Genomic DNA, 21,501 nt, shown 5'->3' on the forward strand with positions numbered 1-21,501 from the left:
CGCGAACCGCAGCAGATCACGAATGAGGGCCGGCCCGGTCGGGCCGGCCCTCATTCGGGGTTACCGCCGGGTGCCCTCGGTCACTGCACGTGCCAGGTCGGCTGCCGTGGGACGGTCGAAGAACGCCCGCATCGGAACCTCGACGTCGAACGTCTCCTGTACGTACCAGAGCAAACGGGAAACTATCAGGGAGGTTCCGCCGGCCTCGATCACGTCGTCGAACGGGCCGATGCCAGGCTGTCCGAGCAGTTCGCGAACGTGGTCGAGGACGGCCTGTTCGGGCATGACCGCCAGGGTTGGCTCGTCGAGCCCGTCTGCGCCGATCGCTGTGGTCGGGTCGGCAGCCAGCCGGGCGGTGAGCGTGGCCAGCCGCCGAGCGAGGTCCGCGCCGGCCTCCGGGTCGAACAGAGCCGATGCGTACTCGAGGAATCCGCCGTAGCTGCCGTCCTGTCCCGGCCACACGGTCAGCGCGACATCGGTGCGCGCGACCGACCACACCCGCGCGAACAGGTCGAGGTCGCGGTCGCTCAGCGGCAGGCCCACGTCGCCCTCGCCGATCACAGTGAAGAACGACTGGAACAGAGGTGTGCGGGAGGTGTCCCGAACCGGCGCGGCCGCCTCGAGGACCTGCTCGAACGGCAGGCGGTGGCGGGAGAAGCCATCCCGGCAGACCCGACTGACCTGGGCCAGCGCCTGGGAGAAGGTCATCTCCGGGGCCAGTCGCGAGCGGATCACCAGAGTGTTGATGAACGGTCCGACGATCGTGTGCAGGTCGGGGCGGGACCGTCCGGCGTGCGGCGTGCCGACACCGAAGTCCCATTGACCACTCAGTCTGGAGAGCAGCACGGTCCAGACGGTCAGAAGGCTCACGTAGGGGGTCGCGCCCGACTGCCGGCCGACCTTCCTGAGGCTCGCGGCCACGTCCGGAGCGATGCCGATCCGGACGATGCCGCCGTCGATGCGCCGGTGGGTGTCGCGCCGGAACGTCGTGGGTAGCAGGTCGAGGGGCGGCAGCCCCGCGAGCTGATGGCGCCAGTAGTCGAGTTCCGCGCTGCGGACCTCGTCGGTGAGCTGAGCCAGTTGCCACGCGACGGCGTCGACATAGCGCGGTGCGCCCGATCCGAGCTGTTCACCCGGAGAGAGCCCGAGGAGGATGCGTAGGTCCCGGGCCAGCAGGGCTGTCGACCAGCCGTCGCCGATGATGTGGTGGCAGACCAGCACCAGCAGCTGCTCGGTGCCGCCGTCCCGGATCAGGGCGGCCCGGAAGAGCGGCGTCGTGCCGAGGTCGAAACCGTCGGACACCAGCGTGGCCAGTGCCGCGGGCAGCTCGTTCGCGTCCACGTCGATCGTGCGCAACGTGACAGGGACATCCGGTTCAATGACCGCGCAGAGGCCGCGGATGTCCATGACGTACCGCGAGCGCAGGACGTCGTGTCTGGCCACCAACTCAGTCAACGCTGCCGACACGGTCTGCGGGGCGATCTCGGCGGGGATCCAGAGGTGGACCGGCAGCAGGTACTCTCGGCTGCGGGCGTCCATCCGGTCGAGCACCCAGAAGCGTTCCTGTGCGGGCGACAGCGGGAGGCGGGCGTCCGGCGCCAGGCGCGGCACCGGATCCGCCGCGACCGCTTCGCGGATCAGCTCGGCCTGGGCACGGGGCGTGGTCGCGAAGTGCAACTCGCGGAAGTCGAGGGCGAGGCGGGTCACCCGCTCGAGGCGGGCGGCCAGCCGAGTGGTCATCAGCGAGTGACCACCGAGCCGGACGAAGTCGTCATCAAGGCCGATCTCTTGGAGGTCGAGCACCTCCCGCCAGGCATCCAGAACGATTCGTTGTTCAACAGTCAGGAACACGTCGTCCCGGGTGCTCGGTGCCGTGGGCGGCGTGGCCCAGTCCGGCTCGGGCAGCGCCGCCCGGTCGGTCTTGCCGCTGGTGGTGCGGGGAAGCACGGCGACCTCCGTGAACACCGCGGGCACCAGGGCGGACGGCAGTTTCTCCCGCAGGTACGCCGGCAGCCCGGAGGCGACGTCCTTCGAGCTGACCACCACCCAGGCGGCCAGCCGCGGAATACCGTATGGATCGGTGACCGCGCGGACCGCGGCCTCGGTGACATCCGGGTGGGTCACCAGGGCCGCCTCGACCTCGCCCGGTTCGATCCGGATTCCATTGATCTTCACCTGGTCGTCGCGCCGTCCGGCGAACTCCAGTGCGCCGTCGTGTCGGCAGCGGACCAGATCACCGGTGCGGTAGAGGCGCGCACCGGGAGGTCCGACCTCATCGGGGACGAACCGGTCCGCCGTCGCTGCTGGATCGCCCAGGTAGCCCCGGCCCACACCGATCCCGCCGGCGTACAGTTCGAACAGATCCGGCTCGTCGGGTACTGGTTCGAGATGGTACCGGGCGCCGTCGATCGGGTGCCCGATCGGTACCGGGCCGGTCCGCTGCGCCGGGTCGAATCGTGCCGCGAGCACATCGATGGAGCACTCCGTGGGTCCGTACGTGTTCCAGATGTCGACGTCGACAAGCTCGCGCACCCGGGTGCACAGCTCGGCCTGGAGTGGCTCCCCGGCAGAGCATATGATCCGCAACGTTTTGCATGCCGCCAGCTCCGGTTCGGCCGCCAGCTGCCGCAGCATCGTGGGCACGACCTGCAGGATGGTGGCCCCGGACTCGACAGTCGACCGGGCCAGCTCCGCGGCGTCCTGGCCGGCGCCGGTGCTGCCGAACGTGACCGCGCCGCCGTAGGTCAGCGGCGCGAAGATCTCCCAGCCGGCGGCGTCGAAGGTCAGCGGCGTCTTCTGCAGGATCCGATCCTCGGCGGTCAGCTCCAGAGCCTTCACCGCCCACCGGATCCGGTTGGCGATGCCCGCGTGCTCGATGACGACGCCCTTCGGCGTCCCGGTCGAGCCGGAGGTGAACATGACGTACGCCGCCCGGTGGGCGGCGAAGCCGTCGGCCGGGTGCCACAGGACATCCCCTGCGATCGGACCCGGCAGGTCGACGATCATGTTGGTGGACAGACCGGCACGCGGCCCGTCATCGCACACCACCAGCGTTGCGCCGGCCACGTCGAGGATCCGGCGGAGGCGCTCGGCCGGGGCGTGCCGGTCCAACGGGAGGTAACAGCCACCGGCCAGCCAGATGCCGATCAGCGTGGCGACCAGGTCGGGGCCGGGCGTCACCAGCACACCGACAACGGTCTCCGGCCGCGCACCGCGGTCGGCGAGGGCTCCGGCGATCCGGCGGGCCGCGCGTTCCAGCTCCCGGTACGTCATGATGCTGCCGCCCTGCCGGACCGCCGGGGCGTCAGGGCGGTTGGCGGCGACGGCGAGGAATTGTTCGGGAATCAACAGGCTCATCGAGTGCTCCGGGGTTCGGCGGAAGGTGAACGCGCGTCGACCTGCCACACGGAGGCGATGTGTGCGAGACAGTCGGCGCGGCTGCCGTCCACCCCGGTCGACCTCCACCCGCGGGGCGGCGGTCGACCGGCGTCCCACAGCGAGTACTGATCGTTGTCGTTGCGCACGACCTGGTAGGAGAACTCCACGACATCCGGGTCCGTGTTTCGGGCGGCCGGTGTGGTGTTGTCCTCAAGCGACCGGAGCAGAGCCGCCCGGTCGATCTTGCCGTTGGCGGTCAGCGGTAGCCGGTCGACAACCCGCAACTGCGCCGGGATCATGTAGCCGGGCAGTTCGGCGGCGACCGCCGCGCGCAGTTCCGCCACGTCCACCTCGCGGGCGGGTGCCGCGACCACGAAGCCGGCCAGCTCCGTGTGGGTGTTGCGCAGGCGGTCGACGACGATGGCCTCGCGGATGTCCGGGTGCCGCTGCAAGGCTGTAGCCACTTCGGCAAGCTCGACGCGATGCCCGCGGATCTTGACCTGGTCGTCGGTGCGGCCGAGGAAGTAGAGGTCGTCGCCGACCTGCCGGGCGCGATCGCCGGAGCGGTACAACCGGGCACCCGGCTCGCCGTACGGATCGGGCAGGAAGCGCTGCGCGGTCAGCGCAGGATCACCGAGGTAGCCGCGCGCGACCCCGATACCGCCGATGTACACCTCGCCCGGGACGCCGGACGGTACCGGGTCGAGGTGGTCGTCCAGCACGTACATCATGGTGTGCGGAATCGGCGAGCCGAGCGGTACCAGCCCGTCGGTGTTGCCGAGCGGCACACGCATCCCGGAGTTGCCGATCGTGATCTCCGTCGGACCGTACTCGGTGGCGACGTCGGTACCGCCCGGTCCGGCCAGCGCCCGCCATCGGGCGGCCAAAGAGTACGGGAAGGCGTCGCCGGCCGCGATCACGACGCCGGCCAGCTTCCGAGCCTCGGCGGCGGACAGGTCAAGACTGATCAGGTTGAGGTGGCCGGGTGTCATCTTGACGAAGGCGTACGGACCACCGGCCACGAGCAGGGCGGCGAGGTCGGCCGGATCGAGGGGGTCCGGCAACAGGTGAACCGCCTGGCCGATGATCAGCGGTGCGAACAGGCTCGGCACGCCGAGATCGAACCCGATGGAGGTGAAGTAGGGCGATCCGCCGGTACCGCTGCCGCCGTACTCCCGGGCCGCCCACAGCAGGTAGTTGGTCAGCCCCCGGTGCTCGACCACCACCCCCTTCGGCTCACCAGTCGAGCCGGAGGTGAACATGATGTAGGCCGCATCTTCCGGTCGGAGCGCCCGCGCGGTGATGACGCCGGTGGAAGGGCCCTGCTCCGCGTCGAGCAACAGAGGGCGTACGCCGTCGAGGGCGGCGAGCAGCTCGCGGTGTTCGCTGTGCGACACGATGACTGTGCAACCCCCACGGGCGGCCATCCCACGGGCTCGTCGGGGTGGCAGATCGGGGTCCAGGGGGAGGTAGGGCCGCCCGGCCTTCCAGATGCCGATCAGTGTCGGCAACAGGTCGGCTGTCCGCCGTAGACACACGCCGACCGGAAGATCACCGGGCGGACCGGCGCTGTCGATCAGGCAGGCGATCTGGTCTGATCTGTAGTCGAGGTCCCGATAGGTAAGCTTTTCCGCTTCGGTCCGGACCGCCACGGCGTCCGGCGTCCTTGCGACCTGGAGGCGGAACAGGTCGAGTGTCGTAGATGGTCTGTCGGCGTCAGTGCTCGTCATTGCCGGCCTCGGATATCTCTCGCACCAGCCGGCCGATCGTGGCCGCGGCCTTGTACAAGACGTAATGCCCGGCATCCAGCAGGTGCAGGGTGAACTCCTTCGACGTCGCTTCGGACCAAGCGGCCATTTCACAGACCGTGACGAACTCGTCGCGTCGTCCCCCCAGTACCGTGATCGGGACGTCAAGCGGTGCTCCGGTCGAGTAGGTGAGCAGCTCGATCACGCGGTAGTCGGCGCGCAGGATCCGCTCGAACATCGTCATCAGGTCGGCGTCGCTCGACACCGCCTCCGGCATACCGCCGAATTCGGACACCCGAGCGATCAATTCGTCGCGGGGCAGCAGATGTAACGGGTCGTTGATCTGCCGCACCGCTGCGCCGGGCGCCGAGGAGAGGACGATGTGCCGGGGTGGCGGGCCACCAGCCCGCTGGAGCCGTCGGACGTACTCGTACGCCAGTACGCTGCCGGAGCAGTGCCCGATGACGGCGAAGGGCAGGTCGAGCAGCGTTTCGAGGGCCGGGTCGAGCAGTGGGAACAGCGCGTCTGGGCTGTCCAGGAGCGGCTCGGCGAGCCGGTTCTCCCGCCCGGGTAGCCGGACCGCACACAGCTCCACGCCGGGTGGCAGGTGCGGGATCCAGGCGCGGAAGGCGGTGGCACCGGCTCCGACGTGCGGGAAACACAACAGACGTAGCCGGACGTCATCGCTCGTACGACTCCGTGCCACCCAGCGACCCGGCAGCGTTTCCGCGGTCACGACAGGGCTCCCGACGCGGTGGTAGCCACGAGCGGATCGTCGATCAGCCGGCGCGGCGAACAGATCCCGTAGTCTCGGCGGTGCACTACCGCGTCCGGCAGTACCGGGGCCCAGGTCTCCGCCGGGGTCGGGTCGCGCGAGGCGTCGTGGAACAGCACGGCCGGTCCGCGGAACGGCTCCGGGTGGTACTCGTCGAGTGCCTCGGCCAGCCCCGCCGCGGTGCGGTGAAGCTGCGGCAGGCCGTTCGTCGGGGTGCCCCGGAACCAGCCCGCGCGCTCCATCTCCGCATGAACCTCCGGCAGGGTCTCGTCGCCGTCCAGGCCGAAACGGCGCGCCTGCCGGTCGAGAATCCGATCGAGGGCGCTCCCGGGCCCGCCTGTCGGCCGGCCGATTGCGGGCGGATCGATGAGGACGACCGGCTCGGTGTCCTGCGGGTACCGCCGTGCCAGCTCCGTCGCAACGGCTGCCCCGGGCCCGAAGCCGAGGAAGCGGAGGGGTCCGCCGGGCAGAAACGAGCGGAGGTGATCGGCTAGTGCCGAGATCGACGTGTGCGGCCCGCCGGGCAACGTGAGACCGTACGCCGGTCGTGCGGTCGCCCATCGCCGGACGGCGTCTCGCTGTGCCTCGACGTGGCTGACCGAGTGCACCACGATCAGCGGCACGCCGGTCCCTGACCTGATCGGGTGCAGCTGGGTCGCCGCGGCGAGATCGCCCGGCCGGCGCAGGGCGGGCACGTCGATCAGCCCAGCCGGACCTGCTCCGACGGTGAGGCTCTCCGCCAGCCGGGCCGGAGTGGGGAACCGGAGTGCCGCTGAGGCTCGTACCTCCAAGCCCAGGGCGCGGAGGGCGACCACGACGTCTACGACGCTGATCGAGTCGCCGCCGAGGTCGTAGAAGTCCTCGTCCGGACCCACCGCCCGACCGAAGTGCTCGGACCAGACTTCACGGATCGTCGCTTCGACGGCGTGGCATGAACGCCGGCCGGGGCGGGTGGCGAGGTCCGAGGGTGCGGCGCTGGTCATGCCACCTCACAGAAGGTCGGCTGGGTAGTCCGCCCGATCCTGTGGCAGCGCTGGCCCGGCCAGCCAGGCAGCGGGCAGGCAACTCGTCGGAATCGAGTTGCCCTCAGGGTTTCCTGGGCGTCATCGGGCGCGCGAGGTCACGATTCCGCCAACACCCGAAGCCGGGGAGGACCAGCAATCGTGACTGTCGTTCGAAAACGTGCCTTCATCGGCCACCAGAGCCTCACACTCTCCTCCGCCGAGCGGGCCTCGGTCGAGGCCCTCGCCGTCGGACTTACTCAAGCTCCGCCGAACCTGGTCGATGACGTCGACTGGCTGGCCGAGGCACGCACGGCGAGTTGCCGGCTTCCGGCCCGCCTGATGGAGGCGGTCCGTCGCTTCCGGCACGACCCCGGCGCGCACGGCGTGTTGACCATCGTGAACTTGCCGGTGGGCGCAGGCGCGTTGCCGCCGACACCGTCGGTGCCGAACTCGGTCGAGCGCCGGGCCACGGTGGCGTCCGGCACCGCCATGGTGCTGGGGCACCTGCTCGGTGAGGTCATTGCGTACCGCAGCGAGAAGCGCGGCGCTCTCGTCCAGGACGTGGTGCCGGTGCAGGAGTTGCAACTCACACAGAGCAACGGTGGCACCGTCCCGCTGGAGTTCCACACCGAGAACGCATTCCACCCCAACCGACCGGACTTCGTGGGGCTTCTCTGCCTTCGCGTGCCAGGCGAGGAGCCGGTCGCGACCCGCGTCGCGTCGATCCGCCGGGGCCTCGCCCTGTTGAACGAGACAGATCGGGCAGTACTGCACGAATCCCGGTTTCGCACCGAGGCGCCGCCGTCGTTCCAGTCAGCCGGGCACAGCGACCCGCACAGCGTGCTGACCGGGGCCGCCGAGGATCCCGACATCCGGGTCGACTTCCACGCGACCACCGCGCTGGACGACCGGGCCGCCACGGCCCTGGCCCGGCTCCGGGAGGCGTTGCTGGAGGTCTGCGTGGACCTCCAGCTCCAGCCTGGCGAGATGGCCGTGCTCGACAATCGGCTGGTGGTGCACGGCCGCAGCGCGTACACCCCACGGTTCGACGGCAACGACCGGTGGTTGCACCGCATCTTCGTCCACCTCGATCCGCGCCGCAGCCGCAGTCGCCGTCTCGGCGGCGGCCCGATCCTGGACTGAGTTTCCGAAGGAAACGCCATGAGCACCCTGCATGAACTGCCGCACGCGATAGTGGGCTGCGGTGCGGACATCACCGCCCTGTGCGGGCGACGGGACGAGATCCGGGCCGCGGTCGCTCGCCATGGTGCAGTGCTGCTGCGCGACTTCCGGGTCACCGGCGTCGACGACTTCGAGCGCGTGGTCGAGGGGATATCCGGCCACACGCTGACCTACCACGAGCGGTCGTCGCCCCGAACAGCGATCAAGGGCAATGTCTACACATCGACGGAGTACCCGCCGTCCGAGGAGATCTTCCTGCACAACGAGAACTCGTATCAACAGAAGTGGCCGATGGCTCTGTACTTCTACTGCGTCGATCCGCCGGCCACCGGTGGGGCCACCCCGCTGGCTGGCACCCGTGACGTGCTGACCCGGATTGATCCAGCGGTGCGCGAGGAGTTCACCCGGCGTGGCTGGATGGTCGTCCGCAACTTTCGGGAAGGCTTCGGGGTCAGTTGGCAGGACGCGTTCGGCACCGGTGATCGCGCAGTTGTCGCCGAGTACTGCGCGCAGAGCGGGATCGAGATCACCTGGACGGGCAACGACAGCCTGCGGACGCGCGCGGTCCGTCCGGCCGTGCACCTCCATCCACGGACGGGTGAGCGGGTCTGGTTCAACCATGCGACGTTCTGGCACGTCAGCACGCTCAGTCCGGATGTCCGGGACGGTCTGCGTGCCATGTTCGCCGAGGACGAGCTGCCGAGCCAGACGTTCTTCGGTGACGGCGGGTCGATTCCGGACGCCACCGTCGAGCACCTCCGGGACTGCTACCGGGCCGCGTCGACGCGTTTCGACTACCGCCGCGGGGACATTGTCATGATCGACAATATGCTGGTCGCCCATGGCCGCGAGTCCTTCACCGGGGCGCGGCGGATCGCGGTCGCGATGGCAGAGATCCACGACAGCCGTGCACTCGTCGTCACCCGGCCGGTGCCGTGAACGGGTAGACCGAGGTGACGACCTCGATCTGCCGCCCTGCCGCCCTGCCGCGCTTCGCGGCAAGCTCCCGCTCACCGTGGGTCGTACTCGTCCTGCATGGACCCGGCCCATCCATGACCTGAGCCCTCGCACGCTCGAACTGGTTGGCAATGGCCCTGTTCGGTCGTGTCCTACTGCAGGTGAGCTTTCCGAAATTGTGGTTTTTCCCATTATGGCGAACCTGCGCGGCGATCCGATCGGTAGCCCCTCTTCGGTCGCAGAAGATCGTCGATCAACTGACCGAGTAATTTTGCGCACTGCCCTCGATCATGAGGAACCCGTAATCTTGAGGCCCGGAGGACAAGTACGGGGGTGGGGCATGAATCTGTCCGATGAGGTCGCCGTCCGGCGCCGCATTCGGGGATGGACTCAGGAAGACTTGGCGCACCGCACCGGCCTCAGCGTGCGGACAATCGGAACCTGGAGCTGGGGGTGGTGCAGAAGCCCCGCCGATCTTCGGTCGACCTTCTCGCACGCATTCTGGGCATCGACCATCACTTTGCGAATCCGGCTGATCATGCCCGGAAGATCGACCGGTGGCGCGGCACCAGCCCGTCGAACTCGCACTTTGTCGACAACCAGTCCGGCAACGAGCAACTTGTCGATCTGGTTCGCACGGTGAAGGCGAACCGGCTGACCACCTTCGTAGGGCCGGGCGGCGTCGGGAAGACCTGGCTGGCCTTCGCCGTGGCTGCGGAGCTCGGCGCGTCGTTCCACGACGGGGTCGCAGTGGTCGAACTCGGCGAACTCGTGCCGGAGAGCGTGACCGGTGGCTCGCAAGAGGCTGCGATCGCGCAAAGGGTGCACGAGGCGATCAGCCCGGACGGCGATCGCCATCTACTACTGATCCTCGATACCGGTGAACACCTCCCGGCTGGCACGATCATGGTCGCTCGAGAGCTGCTCAACAGCTCGCCCGGGATGCACATCGTGATCACCGCGAGGCGACGGCTGACCGATCGACTGGGCGTGAACCGGAAGATCCAGCCGTTGTCCGCTCACCCCCCGCATGGCGGATTGGGGCGAGGGCCCGCCATCGACTTCCTGCTGCTGCATTCGGGCGTGGATTCGGCGACCGCCGAGAGCCTGCTGACCGAACTGCCGAATTTGGTCGAGCTTTGTCAGCGACTCGGCGGCATCCCTCGATATCTGGAGTTCGCGGCCGAACGGATGCGTACGGTGCCGGTTCGACACCTTCTCGCTTGCGGCCCCTCGCTGGACATGCTCTCCACCAACGACCATGCGTTGATGCCCCATCAGCGGTCAGCTGCCGCAAGCATCGGATGGGACGTTGACCTGTTGCCGATCGGCCACCGTCGGATCCTGGCCCGGATGGCCGCACGCACAGAAGCGACATTCACCTTCGACGACATCGTCGCCGAGTGTGAACGCCTGCCGGAAGTCGAGACCGGCAACCCGATCGCTCTGGCATCCGAGCTGATCGGCTGCACGCTGGTACAGCCAGGCGTGCCCGGCCGGCACCACTATCGTCTGGGCCCGTACGTTGCGGACTTCGTCCGACAACAGGGCATCGGACTGATTCGGGAAAACTTGGGAGCAGCATGACATCCGTCGGAGCCGGCAAGGACGCCGTATCGCTGTGGCGCAATCGGGATTTCGTCGCCCTGTGGAGCGGGCAGGTGATCTCCTCGCTTGGCACCGGGATCAGCACGACGGCCTTTCCATTGTTGGTCCTGGCGATGGTCGGCGGCCCGGCGGAAGCCGGCATCGTCGGCGCTGCGGGGTCGGCGCCGTACCTCCTGTCGCTGTTCGTCGGTGCCCTGGTCGACCGATGGAATCGTCGAGCGATCATGTTGTCGGGCCAACTTGTCGCCGGGATATCGCTGTTCAGCGTCACGGTGGCCATATGGCTCGGCACCTTGACCGTCATCCATCTTGCGTTGGCGGCATTCGTACAGGGCGTCTGTGCCGTGTTCTACCGCGTCGCCGAGACTGCCGCGCTCCCGCTGATCGTGCCCCCAGCACAGCGTCCGCTCGCAGTCTCGCAGTCCGAGGCGAGGTCTCGAGGTGCCTACCTGGCCGGGCCCCCGCTCGGCGGTGTTCTGTTCGGCCTCGGCGCAGCGATTCCCTTCCTCGTCGACGCGATCAGCTATCTGGCCGGCGCGGTCGGGGTACTGGCCATCCGGCGGCCACTGCAAGGGGAGCGGGTCGTCACCCGACGTTCCATCGTCAGGGATGTGGGGCAGGGACTGCAGTGGTTGTGGCGGGTCGCGTTCGCCCGGACGGCCATTCTGCTGATCGCGGCCAGCAATGTCGTCTTCCAGGCGCTGGTGCTGATCCTCATCGTGCTGGCCAAGGACCATGGCGGGTCGCCCGGGGAGATCGGCCTCATGATGGGCATCTACGGTGGTGGCGGGCTGGTCGGCGCCTTCGCAGCCGGGTGGCTGCATCGCAAGCTACGCCCCAAGTTGGTCCTCGTCGCGATCAACTGGGTGTGGGCGGCCCTGCTACCTCTGCTGCTGCTGACCTCGAATCCGCTGATCCTGGGGCTGATCGCCGCGGCGTGTGCGTTCGCCGGTCCGCTGTGGAACGTCGTCATACTCAACTACCAGATGGCGATCGTGCCGGAGCACATGATGGGCCGGATCACCAGCACCGCGATCTTCGTGACCTCTGGCGTGATGCCTGTCGGCTCCCTCGGGGCGGGATTCATGATCGCGGAGTTCGGCCCCGTTCACGCACTCGTGGTGCTGTGCGTGATCATGCTGGTCATTGCGATCGCGGCTGCGGTCAGCCCGTCCGTCCGCCACGCACCACCGCCAGACGATCTGGAAGCTCTGGCGGCGCTTGCCCCCCTACCTCCCAAGGCGAGAGCATGACCCAGACCGGCACCAGATCGCTTCATGCTCCCGAGTTCCTGCATGAGTTCCTGCTCTGGCACGCAGCCGCCCGACCGGATCAGGCCGCTGTCCTTGAGCGGTCCGCCTCCGGTGTGTTCCGAGCCGTTTCATACGGCGAGCTGCGGACACACGCCGAGGAGTACGCGGACACGCTGGCCGGCCTGGACCTCGATGTCGGCGACCGGGTCGTCGTGGACTCTGACACGTCATCGGCCGCCATCGCCTTGCTGATCGCTTGTTCGATGCTGGGGCTCACCTACGTGCCGGTCAGCCCGGAGGCGCCGGACGCACGGGTACTCGCGGTAGCCGAGGCCGCCGGCGCGGTGCTGCATCTGCAGCCTGACGACGGCCGCCGCGAACCGTTGTGTCCCACTCGGGGCCGGGGCCGCTTCGGCCCTGACGGGCTGCGGATCGAGCAGCTGCCACCGGTCACGCTGCGCCGCCGGACGGCCCTGACCCAGACGGATCCCGCGTACATCGTCTTCACTTCCGGAACCACGGGGCGGCCCAAAGGTGTGGTGATGAGCCACCGAGCGGTGCTCGCCTTCTTCCGGGGAATGTTGACGTACAGCATCGTCGGCCCGAACGATCGCGTTGCCACTACCTCGCCGCTGCAGTTCGACTTCTCGCTGCTGGACATCGGGCTGGCCCTCGGCAGCGGGGCGACGGTCGTCCCGGTGCCCCGCGCCGTGCTGCGCTGGCCGCGCCGGTTCCTGGGCTTCCTGGGAGACAGTGCCGCTACCCAGGTCAACGGGGCGCCGTCGGTCTGGAGGGCGGCACTGCGCCACGAACCGGAGAGACTCGGCAGGCTCGGCGAACTGCGCGGCATCCTCTACTCAGGTGAGAGTTTTCCGCTGGCAGAACTGCGCCGGCTGCGTGAACTGCGTCCGGGGCTTCGTATCGTCAACTGCTACGGCAGCACCGAGTCGATCGCCTGTACGTTCACCGACGTGCCCGACCCGGTGCCGGACGACGGCCCGGGAATCCCGATCGGCGTCGCTCATCCGGGTGCGGAGCTGCTCCTGATCGACGAGCACGGCCGGCCGGTCCACGGGGCCGGTTCCCGCGGCGAACTCTACCTGCGCAGCCCTGCCCTGTTCACCGGTTACTGGGACGACCCGGAGGCAACCTCGGCGGCCCTGGTGCCCGACCCGGTGGAGCCCCGATCGGGTCAGATCCTCTACCGCACCGGTGATCTGGCTTACCGGGGCGAGGATGGGCTGTTCTACTTCACTGGTCGAAGAGACTCCCAGGTGAAGATCCGGGGGAACCGGGTTGAGCTGACCGAGGTCGAGCGGAGGCTGATGGACTTCCCCGGAGTGACCGCCGCAGTCGCGCTGGTGCTGGGTCAGCCGGTCGAGCGAACGAGACTCTGCGTGTTCGTGGCCACCAGTCTGGACAGCGACACCACGGTGGCCCAGGTCGCGGCGTTCTGTAGGCTTACGCTGCCCGAGTACATGATTCCGGCAGAGTTGCACCTGGTCGAGGAGCTGCCGGTGACAGTCAACGGCAAGGTGGACAGGGCGGCTCTGGCCGCCCGGTATGCCACCGATGTCGCATGACGGAGCCGCTGTGGCGCTCAACGTCGATGGATGAGCCCGGCGAGGCGTTCCTCCAGAGCGGCGAGCACGCCCTTGATGTGCGCAAGGGCGAGGGGATCCGGGGCGGCCAGAGACTCCGCGCGCTCCTCATCGGTCGAGCCGTAGAGCAGGCTCGTCGCCGCCCGGAACCGCAGCGCGGCCGGGTCGTCACCCTGATGATGCCCGCCCAGGACGGCGACACCGTGTGACTCGAGCAGCTCGTGTTGCAGCGACGCCGAATCGGTCACGCCCCGCAGGGCCAGCTCGGCGCGCACCGGCTCGAAGTCGGGATAGATGTAGAAGCCGCCGGTGGGCGGGCGGCAGGTGGCACCGGCCGCGACCGTCAAGCGATGCACCGCACCGGCTACCGCACCGTGCAGCCGGGCGCCCGCGGCCATGTACTCGCGGATCTCCGGTGGTTCGGCGAACGCGTACGCAGCTACCTCCTGCATCGGTTGCGCCAGCGCCGACCAGGTCTCGCTGGCGACCGCCACCAGGTCGTCCCGCAGCCGGGAACCGTGGTTCCCGCAGGGGAACCGGACGCCGCCGATGCGCCAGCCGCCCAGCGCGAGGTTCTTGCTCAGGCCGGTGGTGACCACGGTACGTTCTGGTAACAGCTCAGCCGGGCTCAGGAACTCGGTCAGCGGCGAGTGCAGCATGTCGCGGTAGATCTCGTCCGAGATGATCCACAGGTTCTCCCGGGACGCGATCTCGCACAGCCGGCGGACGGCCTCCGGTTCGGCGACGGTGCCGGTCGGATTGTCGGGCAGACTCAGCAGCAGGATGCGAGGGTCTCGCCCAGCCCGGCGAGCGGCCCGTAACGCGTCGTCGAGCGATTCCGGGTCAGGCACACCGCCGTACTCAGCCGGTATCGGTACCGGGATCACCGACTTCCCGGCTAGCCTGGCCTGCGGCGGATAGGTGTTCCAGCACGGGGCAGGCAGCACGATGTCACCGGGCAGCACTACCTGCAGTCCGAACAGTAGCGCCTTGCTGCCCGGACCGATGATCACCTGCCCGGGATCGGTGGGCAGCCGCCGACGGGTGAAGTAGCCGGCCAGCGCGCTACGCGCGGCGAGATCACCGGCGACCGAACCGTACCCATTTCGTCCAGCTCCGGCCGCGAGCCGCTGGACCAGCGGCTCGAAGACCGGCAGCCGGGCTTCCCCGAAACCGAGGTGCACGATGAACTCGCCGGCTGCCTGGCGCTCGGCGACACGCTGATCGAGGGCCATGTTCGGGGCCATCTGACGGATCATCAGGCGACCGCCGTCCCACGGACTGCGGCCGCGATGTCCTCCGGGGTGTCGGGGTCGAGCTGTAGCTCATCAAGCCACGCCGCGGTCGGTGACTGGCGGGCCCGGAAGGGCCGACCGACCAGGGCCGGGTCGCGGGCCTGCAGAAAGCGCAGCTGCAGGGCTTGCCCTCCGCGATCCGTGACCACACCGTCCACCACCACCTTGCCGGCTGTCGCCGACATGACCGGGCCCCGAACGGTACGGGCCAGGCCCGACAGATCCCGGTAGGCATCCTGGAAAATGGCCGCCGCCCGCTCCAGCGGCACCTTGAAGTAGTCGTACGGCCCAGTGTCCCGCTCGACGAACATGTAATAGGGCACGGCGCCGTTCGCGAGTTCCGCGTGCCACATCTGCTGCCACACCACAGCGGAGTCGTTCACGTGCGCGATCAGAGGCGCCTGACAGTAGATGAGTACGCCGGTCGCCCGGAGGCGCGCCATGGCCCGACGGGCCAACTCTGGTTCGAGCTCCCGGGGATGGCTGAAGTGGGCCATCACAGCCACGTTGCGGCCGGTGGCGATGATCTGCTCGAAGAGCCGGAGCAGGTCGTCGGCGTCGGCGTCGGTGACAAAGCGCTGGGGCCAGTACGCGAGCGACTTGGTGCCGAGCCGGATGGTGCGCACCGACTCCACCTCGAGCAGCGGGCCGAGATGACCACGCAGCCGTTCGGTCGACATCACCAGTGGATCGCCACCGGTTACGAGCACATCGGTGATCAGCGGGCGGGTCCGGAGGTAATCGACCAGTTCGTGCGGTCCCGGCGCGGCGAACCGCAGGTCGACGTCCCCGACGAACTGTGCCCAGCGGAAGCAGTAGGTGCAGTACGAGTGGCAGGTCTGACCCTGACTTGGGAAGTACAGCACCGTCTGCTCGTACTTGTGCTGAACTCCGGCCAGGGGCTTACCGTCGGCCCGGCGGGGGACGTTGTACTGGCGCTGGCCGGACGGGTGTGGGTTGAGCCGTTCACGGATCGCCCGGACCGTGGCCCTCAGCGCAGCCCCGTCCCCGCTGCGAGCCAGCGCCGCCAGCTGCCGCTCGTCCTCAGCCAAGAGCATGCCGGGTTGGGGAAAGACCAGTTGGAAGATCGGGTCTTCGGGGATCTGCGACCAGTCGATCAGCTCTCCGAGGACGTACTCGTTGACTCGGAAGGGCAGCACCGTCGAGACCAGCCGAATGGTCTCCCGCAGATGCGACGGGATCCGGTAGCGCTCGGCGAGTTCGTCGATGTGCTGGGGGCCCAGCGCGCGGAAACGCTCGGTCCCGGACAGCACGGGTGCCGTGACCGTCATGCGCTTACTCCGGCCACGGCCTGGAGCTGGACGATATGCGCCCACAGCGTCCGGGCGGTGGCGAACGTCTCGAACGCCAGCAGCTCGTCCGGGATCTCGATGTTGTACGCGTCCTCAAGCACACTCAGCAGTTCCACAGTGCCGAGCGAGTCCAGCCCGAGGGCGGACAGTTCGGCATCTGGGCTCAGCTCCTCGCCGGCCGGCAGGGAGGGGAGCAGTGCCCGCAGCATCGATTCGAATCGCTCGTCCCAGGGCGACGCCGAGGGCGAAGTGCCCTGGGCCGGAGCTCTCACCGGTAGGGCTTCCAGGTCCAGCGCACCGGTCGCCGTCCGCGGCCAGCCGTCGACCTGGACGATCGCCTTCGGGACCAGCCGGCGAGGCAGGTGGGCCAGTCGGCGGCGAAGTTCGGCGGTTTCCAGAGGGATACCCTCGGGGGAGTGCAGATAGGCGGTCACCTGCTCGCCGCGGAGCGCCACGACGACTTCCGCCCCACTCGCCAGCCAGCAGAGCTTGGCGCGAACCCGAGCCAGATCGAGGGTGCGACCGTCGGGCGTGGTCGACGCCATCCGGGTGCCAAGGTGCTCAATCGTGCCATCGGCGCGCATCAGGGCCAGTTGCCCGGTTTGGAACATCTGACAGCCGGACGCGCCGCCTGGCTCCGGTCGGAACTTCTCCGCGGTACCAGCGGGGTCGTCCAGGTAGCCGTCGGCCAACGCAGGCCCGCTCAGCCACAGTTCGCCGACGACGCCGACCGGCACTTCCCGCCGCTGACGGTCGAGAACCCGGGCGGCAAGACCCGGCAGCGGGCGGCCGTTGACGATCGCCCACCCAGCCGTCTCGGCCGATCCGAGGGCGGAGGACCGGCCTGCGCCGACCGGTTCCACCGGACTACTCAGATCGGCCGCGGTCGGCCTGCTGGCCGGTGACTGATCGGGTGCAAGCGGGTTGGCCGGCGCCAGTAGGAGCAGGACATCAGCCATGATCCGCCACCAGGGACGTGGGCCGACGGCAGGCCGGATACCACCGGTGGTCGATGATCCGGCGATCGCAAATGCCAGTGCTCGATGCGATATCACCACGCCGGGTCCGTCGGATCGGTCGCCGGTCGGCAGGACGCACGCTGCCGTGCCGATTCGTCGGTCACCACCCCCGGTTGTGGTCACCTGAAGCCCTGCGGCTCCATCGGCCGGGCTGATCACCGCACAGACACCGCGGGCGGAAAGCTCCGCCGGCACCCAGCAGGAGCTCGTCTTCCACACCCCGATCATCGCCACCAGCAGTAGGCGGTGGCTGACTGGACCTGCGACAGCGATCAACGAGCCGGGGCTGACGCCCGCGGCGCAGAGCTGTTCCGCGACTCGGTCGGCGGCGGCGTCGAGTTCCCGATACGTCAGCGATCCCTCGGCGTCGCACACGGCCGGAGCATCCGGCTGTTCGGCAACGTGTGCGGCGAGGAGGTCGAGTGCCGGTCGGGGCTCCTCGTCGGAGCCGGCCTGACCAGCGGCGGCGATCCGCGCCACCTCGCCGGGCGGCAGGCAGGGTGCCAGTGCGTCTCCGTCCGGGCCTGCGCACATCTGCTCCAGCACATGGCGATAGATCTCCCCCAGCCGCACGGCGTTGTCCCGACTCAGCAGGTGGGTGGTGGTGTTGATCTTCACGAGTCCGGTGATCGTGAAGACGTGCAGCGCGAATTCGTTGTCCGTCTCGGTGACCGAGGAGTCCCAGCCGAGCTGCTGATGGTCGACGTGGTGGAAGTCGAGGTAGCTGAAGATGATGTCGAACAGGCGGTTCTCGTCGCGGACGTCCTGCTGGATCACCTGTAGTGGCAGGCGACGATGTGGCCACATCCGGGCGAGGTCCTGGTGCACCGCGGAGATCAGCTCACCCCAGGTACGGGCGCCGTCCGGGATCGCGAACGGGACTGTGTTCACGTACATTCCCGGCACCCGCTCCGCGCCGATCATCTCCGGGCGTGCGTCGCAGACCAGGCCGGTGACGAAGTTGTCGGTGTCGGTGACCGTGCTCAGCACCTTCAGGTGGGCGGCCAGCAGCACCGCCTTCAGGGACGTCCGGGTGCGGACGGCCAGCTGGCGCAGTTCGTCTTCGATGTCGCGGAACGGCACCAGATGCTGGTAGCGCTCGTCGGGCTCGTTGTGGTCACCCTGCCAGGCGTACGGGACCTCGGTCGGAACCCGGCCCTCGAGTACGCCGCGCCAGTACTCGCGATCCGGCGCCGACCGCAAGGCGGCGGACTCAGCCGCGATATGGTCCGCGAATCGGAAGGCGGCCGGCGGTGCCTCGATCGGAAGCCGGCCCTCGCGGAGCGCGCGGTAATCGGCCAGGATCTCCATCAGCAGCAGGTGGAAACTCCAGCCCTCCACGGTCGGGTGACACTCTGTCATCGACAGCCACCAGTCGGTTTCGTCCGGGCTGGTGTGCGCGTGTAGACGGAGCAGCGGTGGCTTCGTCAGATCGAACGGAACCTGTCGCTGAGCGGCGGCATAGTCGAGCAGTGCCGGGCGCCAGTCGTCGGCCGTCATGGTGCCGTGTTCGGTGTGCCCGACAGTGATCACGGCCGTCGGGTGAACCAGTTGTAACGGCATCGAGTAGCCGGTCATGTGGAAGGACGTCCGAAGCACCTCGTGCCGGTCGACCAGGCGTTGCGCGGCGGCCTGCAGCGCGTCGAGGTCGAGCGGCCGGGTGTCCTTGACAAGGAAAGAGGTGGTGTCCTGATAGCGGCACTGGTCGGGCCGGGCCCGCATCTCGATGATCATGCCGAGCTGCCCCATCGCCAACGGGTACGCGTCAACCAGGTCCGGGGGCAGAAGCGCCCGGTCAGCCACCGCCAGCTGAGTGAACGGTGCGACCGGGCGCGTCTCGTCCGGGGGCGAGGTACGACCGGCGACGACACTCGCGAGGTCGTCGATCGTCTGGTGGGCGAGGATGTCCGCCGCCGCGACGTCCAGCCCTTCCGCTCTCAATCCGGCGGCCACCGCCACGGCGAGTAGAGAGTCTCCGCCGACATCGAAGAAGTTCTCCTGGCGGTCGATCCGGTCCAGCTTCAGCGCTGCCCGCCAGGCCGCGTCGATCCGGCCGACCACCTCGGCGACCTGGTGGGGGTCGGCCGGCACCGCAGGGCTGACCGGGCGGGTCACCCGGATTTCCCGCCGTTCGCCGCGTTCGATGCCGACCTGCTGCCAAAGCTCGGCGAGTGTCGTGTCCGACGCGGCTACCGCTGCGGTCAGGAAGCGCTGGTAGGCAGTCGCGATCCGCGCCACGGTCGACTCGTCGAAGATCGCTGCCGCGTATCCGAGCAAGCCCTGGAACTGTTCCGCCAAGTCTTCGACGATGTGGAGGTTGAGGTCGAACTTGGCGACCGGTTCGGCTTCCCACGGGACGTGCTCGACCCGCAATCCGGCCAGCTCGAAGACATCCTCCTCCGTACGGTTCATGTCGAAGGCGGCTCGGAACAGCGGATTCCCGCTGGCACTGCGGGCCGGATGCAGATCGTCGACCACCCGAGTGAACGGGACGTCACGCCGGTCGAACGCGTCGAACGCCTCGTTCCGGACCTCGTCGAGCAGCTCGGTGAAGGTCTGCTCGACGGTGCAGCGGATTCGGATGACCACCGTGTTGACCAGGAAACCGACGACCCCGTCGAGCTCCGGCCTGGTACGAGCACTGACCGGCATTCCGATCGCGACGTCGGTGCTGCCAGCTACTTGGGCCAGCGTCGCGTGGAAGGCGGCCAGCAGTACAACTGATGGGGTCGCTCGCCTGTCGCGGGCCAGATCTCGGACGGCCGTCGCGGTGGCCTTCGGGATGACGACCTCAACCACTCCGCCGCGCGGGTCTGGACGGTCCGGCCGGGGTGCGTCGTACGGCAGCTCCAGTTCGGCGAGGCCGGCGAGCCGCTGGCGCCAGAAGTCGAGCTGGAGCTGCTGGCCACCCGTGGACCAGAGTTCGTTCTCCGTCCGGGCGTAGTCGGCATACTGCGTCACTGGCTCGGGCAACGCGGCCGGTGTGCCGATCGTGTATTCGGTGTACCAGGCGTTCATCTCGGCTGCGACCTGCCGGAGGGAGGCGTCGTCGCAGGCGATGTGGTGAATCACGAGCACGAGGTGGTGAACTTCGGGGGCCAGCCGAAGCAGCGTCACCCGCAGGGGGTGCTCGCGGGTCAGGTCGATCGAGGTCTGCCGCTCCACGGCGGCGATCCGCTCGGCTTGGGCCTGCGCGTTGTGCGGACCGTCCCCACCGAGATCGATCTGCCGCAGATCGAACCGCCCCGGCGGATCGATTATCTGGACCGGGGTGTGGGCCGCGTAGCCGTACCGGGTGCGCAGTACGTCGTGTCGCTCGGTGATCCGCTCCCAGGAACGGCGCAGCGCCTCGATATCGAGCGGCCCGATCAACCGCAGCACACATGTCATCAGGTACGCCGGGCTGCCCGGGTCAAGCTGGTTGAGCACCCACATCTGTTGTTGGCCGCTGGAGAGCGGCGCGGTCAGCTCGACCTCTGGATGAACCGACATCACCGCACCGAGCCTGTCCCGTTCGCGGGGGCCGCCACCGGTCGGACGCTGAGCGGCCTCATATCGGTCCATATGGCGGCGATGTGTGCCAAGCAGTCCGCCCGATCGCCGACGGTGCCCTCCTGCCGCCAGCCGGTGGGCGGCTCGCGGTCAGCCAGCCAGACCGAGTATTGCTCCTCATGATTGGCCACCACCTGGTAGGTCCTGTTCATGGGCTTCCCCTCCCCGGCTCAGTCGAATCCGTCGACCGGCGGAACACGGCAAGTGGCGCGCGAGCGGCACCGTCACTGCGAGGAAATCGTTACAACGGCCCGGCAACCAGGCCAGGTACGGAACCGGCAAGTTCGGTGCTCAGGTTTGCCGCCCGTTCTCACGTCCGCCGCCACCACCGGCCGATCGTCCGCTCATCCGGCGAACACCGCCGCCGGCGACGCGCTGCCGCTCCTGGTCTGGTCAGAGTCGACTCGCCAGGCGTTTCTACGTCTCGAAGCCGGCCGGTGCTCCGCCGGTGCTCCAGCAAGCTACTAGTCACGGAGCGTTTTTGTCGTATAGGTCAGCCTGCACGGGACCGGTATGATCGCAGGGCGGTTGCAAGTTCCGGGGTTGTGTGGCTGGTCGGGTTGTGACCGGTTGGGGTGTATAGCAGGGCAGGCACGGGCTTCGTGATCATTGTGGTGTCGAGGCCAGATGATCACGAGGTGGCCCGTGCCTGCTGCTGCATCTTCTCCCATCCCTGCTGTGCTGGTGAAGCTGGGGCCGTTGGACACCGGCCGGATCGCCGACCTGCGGCCTTACCTCGACTTGGTGCCCGATCCGCGTTCTCGGCGGGGTCGGTGGTACTCGCTGACCGCGATCCTGCTGGTGTGCGCCTGTGGG

At 68.6% G+C, this 21,501-nt stretch carries 13 protein-coding genes; 5 read left to right on the plus strand and 8 right to left on the minus strand.

Annotation, left to right across the window (positions count from 1 at the left end):
- Positions 1 to 60: 60 nt before the first annotated feature.
- Genes C569_RS31180 through C569_RS0127065 form a run of 4 tightly spaced genes read right to left on the minus strand, consistent with a single transcriptional unit; the run spans position 61 to position 6,884 of the window.
- The gene (locus tag C569_RS31180; protein ID WP_051090542.1) at positions 61 to 3,357 is read right to left on the minus strand and encodes a non-ribosomal peptide synthetase; all 3,297 of its coding nucleotides are present in this window, start codon (positions 3,355 to 3,357) and stop codon (positions 61 to 63) included.
- Positions 3,354 to 5,183 carry an amino acid adenylation domain-containing protein gene (locus C569_RS0127055; protein ID WP_081636047.1) on the minus strand — a complete coding sequence of 610 codons (1,830 nt, stop codon included), beginning with the start codon at positions 5,181 to 5,183 and terminating at the stop codon, positions 3,354 to 3,356. The genes C569_RS31180 and C569_RS0127055 overlap by 4 nt, the downstream gene beginning before the upstream one ends.
- Entirely contained in the window at positions 5,095 to 5,862 is a 768-nt protein-coding gene (locus C569_RS33870) for a thioesterase II family protein (RefSeq protein WP_196806799.1), read from the minus strand. Before C569_RS33870 ends, C569_RS0127055 begins: the two co-directional genes overlap by 89 nt.
- Positions 5,859 to 6,884, minus strand: coding sequence for a phosphopantetheine-binding protein (locus C569_RS0127065; RefSeq protein ID WP_018788860.1), 1,026 nt, complete (start codon positions 6,882 to 6,884; stop codon positions 5,859 to 5,861). The genes C569_RS33870 and C569_RS0127065 overlap by 4 nt, the downstream gene beginning before the upstream one ends.
- Before the next feature lie 180 nt (positions 6,885 to 7,064).
- Between C569_RS0127065 and C569_RS0127070 the strand changes: the two genes are divergently transcribed.
- The 5 genes from C569_RS0127070 (at position 7,065) to C569_RS0127090 (ending at position 13,488) form a co-directional block, all read left to right on the plus strand.
- Positions 7,065 to 8,048, plus strand: a complete 984-nt coding sequence (locus tag C569_RS0127070; protein WP_081636048.1) for a TauD/TfdA family dioxygenase — start codon at positions 7,065 to 7,067, stop codon at positions 8,046 to 8,048.
- A gap of 18 nt (positions 8,049 to 8,066) precedes the next feature.
- The gene (locus C569_RS31190; protein ID WP_051090544.1) at positions 8,067 to 9,026 is read left to right on the plus strand and encodes a TauD/TfdA family dioxygenase; all 960 of its coding nucleotides are present in this window, start codon (positions 8,067 to 8,069) and stop codon (positions 9,024 to 9,026) included.
- A 471-nt stretch (positions 9,027 to 9,497) separates the two neighbouring features.
- Positions 9,498 to 10,631, plus strand: coding sequence for a hypothetical protein (locus tag C569_RS0127080; RefSeq protein ID WP_018788863.1), 1,134 nt, complete (start codon positions 9,498 to 9,500; stop codon positions 10,629 to 10,631).
- Positions 10,628 to 11,905 carry an MFS transporter gene (locus C569_RS0127085; protein WP_018788864.1) on the plus strand — a complete coding sequence of 426 codons (1,278 nt, stop codon included), beginning with the start codon at positions 10,628 to 10,630 and terminating at the stop codon, positions 11,903 to 11,905. Before C569_RS0127080 ends, C569_RS0127085 begins: the two co-directional genes overlap by 4 nt.
- On the plus strand, positions 11,902 to 13,488 hold the full coding sequence (locus C569_RS0127090) for an AMP-binding protein (protein ID WP_026268702.1): 1,587 nt from the start codon (positions 11,902 to 11,904) through the stop codon (positions 13,486 to 13,488). Before C569_RS0127085 ends, C569_RS0127090 begins: the two co-directional genes overlap by 4 nt.
- A 17-nt stretch (positions 13,489 to 13,505) precedes the next feature.
- Here C569_RS0127090 and C569_RS0127095 read toward each other — a convergent pair whose 3' ends face one another.
- Genes C569_RS0127095 through C569_RS0127110 form a run of 4 tightly spaced genes read right to left on the minus strand, consistent with a single transcriptional unit; the run spans position 13,506 to position 20,837 of the window.
- The gene (locus tag C569_RS0127095; RefSeq protein WP_231394908.1) at positions 13,506 to 14,753 is read right to left on the minus strand and encodes a pyridoxal phosphate-dependent aminotransferase; all 1,248 of its coding nucleotides are present in this window, start codon (positions 14,751 to 14,753) and stop codon (positions 13,506 to 13,508) included.
- 11 nt (positions 14,754 to 14,764) lie between these two features.
- On the minus strand, positions 14,765 to 16,093 hold the full coding sequence (locus C569_RS0127100) for a KamA family radical SAM protein (RefSeq protein WP_018788867.1): 1,329 nt from the start codon (positions 16,091 to 16,093) through the stop codon (positions 14,765 to 14,767).
- A complete protein-coding gene (locus tag C569_RS31835) occupies positions 16,090 to 20,697 on the minus strand; it encodes a condensation domain-containing protein (protein ID WP_081636049.1) in 4,608 nt (1,535 codons plus the stop codon). Before C569_RS31835 ends, C569_RS0127100 begins: the two co-directional genes overlap by 4 nt.
- The gene (locus C569_RS0127110; RefSeq protein ID WP_018788869.1) at positions 20,625 to 20,837 is read right to left on the minus strand and encodes an MbtH family NRPS accessory protein; all 213 of its coding nucleotides are present in this window, start codon (positions 20,835 to 20,837) and stop codon (positions 20,625 to 20,627) included. Before C569_RS0127110 ends, C569_RS31835 begins: the two co-directional genes overlap by 73 nt.
- Positions 20,838 to 21,501 lie beyond the last annotated feature (664 nt).

Source organism: Micromonospora sp. CNB394 (genome assembly GCF_000374985.1).
Taxonomy (GTDB): Bacteria; Actinomycetota; Actinomycetes; order Mycobacteriales; family Micromonosporaceae; genus Micromonospora; species Micromonospora marina.